The organism is Pseudoalteromonas sp. P1-9 (assembly GCF_001399975.1).
GTDB lineage: Bacteria > Pseudomonadota > Gammaproteobacteria > Enterobacterales > Alteromonadaceae > Pseudoalteromonas.
In genome coordinates, this window is sequence record NZ_LKBD01000078.1 from 1 (window position 1) to 4,395 (window position 4,395).

The window sequence follows — 4,395 nt, forward strand, 5'->3', positions numbered from 1 at the left end:
CGGACGTGGTTAACCGAGTCAGCATTAGCGTCACAATTGAGCTATTGGCAAACACAACTGGATGATTGCCCGATGGTTCACAGTTTGCCAATTAAACAACCTCGTCCTGCCAAACAATCCTTTTTAGGTGACAGCCGAACAATAGTGTTTAGCAAGGAGTTGACTGACCAAATAGTAAGTACTGCAACCAAGCATGGTATGACCCCGTTCATGATTATTCATGCTGCATTTAACCTACTCATTGCACGATTAAGTAACGAGTCTGATGTTGCGATTGGTATACCGGTTGCCAATAGAGCATTGACAGAAGTTGAACCATTGATTGGCTTTTTCGTAAACAATTTAGTGCTAAGAACGACTATTTCTGATAACCCAGATGTATCGAGTTATTTAAACCGCGTGAAAACCACGCACATAGATGCCCAAGCCAATCAGGATGTTACTTTTGATATGCTTGTTGAAAAACTAAACCCGGCGAGAAGTCAATCCCATTCACCGTTATTCCAAATCATGATCGTAATGGATGATTTTTTTGCGGCAGACAATGATATTTCTGAGTTAACTATATCTTCCATCGCCCAACAAACTGTAATAGCAAAATATGATTTAACTTTGTTTGTCCGATATACAGATACTTTCAACTTCGCGTTAGAATATAACACTGATCTGTTCGAGTCCGGTTATATTGAACGCATACTTGACTACATGAGAGTTATTACTCAGTCACTTTGCCGTAACCATAATAAATCGGTTTTATCCCTTCCGTTATTTGATGAAAGTGAAAAGAATGTGCTGCTATCCGAACATCAAGAGAGAGAACATCGGGTTTCGACGTTCGATCTAATAAGAGCATTTGACTCTAATGTTCGAAATTGTCCCACTTCGATTGCAGTTTCAGACCCTGTGACGGCATTGACTTACTTGGAATTAGATAATCAAATTGAACAAATGATCGGCTTACTTAAGGACCAGGGTGTAGAATTTGGTGACGTGGTAGGAATCAGCTTACCGAGAAATCATCAGCTATTGGTGGCACTTATCGCGGTTCTTAAGTTAGGTGGTATCTATACACCTGTTGAAACTAACTGGCCAGGTGATAGGAAACAGTTTGTATTAGCAGATAGCGGTGCAAAAGTGGTTGTTACTTATTCTGATTTAGATGTGAACTTAGACCATGCCGGGTTGCGAGTTTTAAACATAAACGATTTATCTTTATCAACTAATTCAAAAAAACATGGAAACCAAGCTGTAGACTGGCGGATGAATAATAGTGACGCAATTGCGTATATATTATATACATCGGGCTCGACAGGCGTTCCAAAAGGTGTCCAGATTGAACACTCGGGGTTGAACAACTATCTTGATCATGTTGTTCGACAGTACTGGCACGATAAAATTACCGGTTCGGTCGTTAGTTCTCCACTTAGCTTTGATGCCACTATTACTACGTTATACAGTGGTATTTTAACTGGAAAAGTTGTCAAATTTTTAGCGGATACTAGCAATATTCTGTTTGACTTGGCGGATGAAATATCAACTTCCAAAGCTAGCTTGTTCAAAGTTACTCCTGCGCATTTAGAAGGGTTGTGTCATATCATAGAAGCCCCAGTCTCTGCAGAACATATGTTTGTTGTGGGAGGAGAGCAACTTAACTATTCGACCATAAATAAAATACGCTCTTTGTTACCAAACACTACGTTTATAAATGAATACGGCCCGACTGAAACCGTGGTTGGCTGCAGTTATTTTACGATTTACCCTGAACACGAAATCCCTCATAATGGACCTGTTCCTATTGGCCAACCAATCCAGAATACCGATTTACTTATCGTCAACCAAGCACTTGAGATGCAGCCTCTTAGAAGTGAAGGAGAGCTTCTCATATGCGGAGCTGGCGTTTCTATCGGTTATATAAATAGGGATGAACTGAACGAGCAGAAATTCATTTCCGTGCAATATAATCGAGATGATAAGACAAAAGTTCCTGGCTACTTGTCTGGTGATATCGTCAGGTACAATCAAGAAGGCCTTCTTGAGTTTGTTGGGCGTAGAGATCATCAAATAAAAATCAGGGGTTTTAGAATTGAAACTGGTGAGATAGAATGTCAGATTAACAGTTTGTCTTTTATTGGTAGCAGCTTAGTCGTCGTTAGAGACGATAACATATTCGCTTATGTTATATTAACTGATGACAAACCAGACCTTTTCAAAGAGGTTACGGGAGCACTTAGAGATTGGCTTCCTGATTATATGATACCGACGTTTATCATTGCGCTTGAAGCCTTTCCTCAGACGGCCAATGGTAAAGTTGATTTAACAGCACTGCCGGAACCAGAAATTGAAAATAAAAATATACAGTTTCAAACACCGGAAAATGAAACAGAAGAGATGCTTGCCCAGATCTGGGCTGAGCTTCTTAGTTTAAATGTGGAAGAAATAAGTCGTACCGCTAATTTTTTCGAATTGGGCGGACATTCTCTTTTAGCATTGCAGATGGTTAGTATGATTAATAAAAATATTCAAAATAACATTCCTTTAGCATCAATATTTGAAGCAAAAAATCTCGAAGCTCTTGCTTCGAACATTATGTATCACGTTAGTCAATCTGCAGTTTTATTCGATGAGTCTTCAGCTCTGAACGAAGACGAAGTGGAGATTTCACTATGACACCTATTAAAGCACTATTAGCTCTCCTTAAAGAAAATCAACTAAGTATCAATTTGGGTGACGATGGCAATCTCAAAGTCCGTGGACACACAAAAAACTTAACAGCAGAACTCGCTGAAAAGGTTAAAGAACAAAAAACGGACCTAATAAAGTGGATTAAGAAACAAAAGTATCTTAATGCTATCGATGAACTAAAAAACAAACCGATCGAGCAAAGTACCAATGCGGATTTAAGCTTGTCGTACTCGCAGCAACGGCTTTGGTTTGTTGACCAAATAGAAGAAAATAATACGGCTTACAATATGTTTTTTCCGCTAGGGCTGAATGGAAAACTTGATCTAGAAGCATTGCAAAAGTCTCTTATTACATTAATCAATAGGCACGAAGTGCTTAGGACTACATTTGTTAAGCTAGAGAGTGGTAAAGTTAGACCTGTTATTAATGCTATTGAGACTTTTGAGTTAGTGCTGTCTGATTTAAGCTGTAAAAAAGCTGAAATCCAGAAAGTCTTCTTGAACAAGCTAATTTCACAAGAAATAAACACAAGCTTTGATCTCTCTCAGGATAATATGGTGAGAGCCAAGCTGGTGAAACTTGCCGAAGAAGAGCATGTTCTACTATTTACTGTTCATCATATTGCCTCTGATGGTTGGTCGCAAAGTATACTTGTTAATGAGTTTTCAGCTCTATATCGAGCGAATGTAACCGATACTGAATCTCAATTACCACCAATGGCTATTCAGTATCAGGACTACGCACAATGGCAACGAGAATTTATTAGAGGTGAAGTTTTAGATTATCAGTTAGCATATTGGTCAGATCAACTCGCGGAAATTCCGCCTGTTCACGATTTGCCACTAGATTTCCCAAGACCGTCTCAGCAAAGCCACTCGGGAAGTGTGTTTGAGCACAATATAAATCAAACTACGGTTTTAAACTTAAAGCAATTGTGTACAAAGTTCGATGTTACGCTTTTCATGTTACTGGAGACGGCATTTAGCCTTCTGGTAAGTCGCTTAAGTAATAAGCAAGACATTGTTATCGGTACACCGATAGCTGGAAGGCATCACGAAGACACAGAAGGGTTACTGGGTTTCTTTGTTAACAATCTGGTACTGAGAACCGATTTGTCAGAAAACCAAGCTTTTAACGCATTACTTGCTGAGAACAAGCAAACGATACTTGATGCTTATAGCTATCAATACATTCCCTTTGAATTGCTGGTTGAAAATCTTCAACCTGAGAGGAACCTTAGCCATAACCCGATATTTCAAATTGTTTTTGGTTTAAACAATAATAAGCAAAGTTCATTTTCCTTGCCCGATTTGACGTTATTTCCCGTCGATTCGGATATAAAGCAGGCTAAGGTAGATTTGGAGCTTAGCATTGTCGAGGATCAGGATGGTCTTTACGTAAACTGGATTTATAATACGAATTTATTTTCTAATGAGTCTATAAGCCGCTTTGCCGATTATTTTCAGCAGTTAATAGAGCAGATATCTCAAGATCCTTTTAAGCGAATTGGTGATTATTCGCTACATAGAGAAGATGACCTTAATTTGCTCACTTCACTCAATCAAACCGATCTCACGTATGAGACAAAACCGCTTATTAGCCAATTTATTCAACAAGCGAAGGCGACGCCAGACGCGATAGCCTTGCGTTGTCAAGAAGAGACCTTGACGTACCAAGCGCTAGCATCCCAAGCGGAGCGTTTAGCTCATTACC

General features: G+C 39.2%; 2 protein-coding genes. Both read left to right on the forward strand.

What is annotated here, in order from left to right; all coding sequences use genetic code 11:
• On the forward strand, positions 1 to 2,667 hold a 2,667-nt coding region (locus AN214_RS21400), incomplete at its 5' end, for a non-ribosomal peptide synthetase (protein ID WP_152960839.1).
• Positions 2,664 to 4,395: condensation domain-containing protein (locus AN214_RS21405; RefSeq protein ID WP_235576794.1), on the forward strand; the 1,732-nt coding region annotated here is incomplete at its 3' end. The genes AN214_RS21400 and AN214_RS21405, both read left to right, overlap by 4 nt.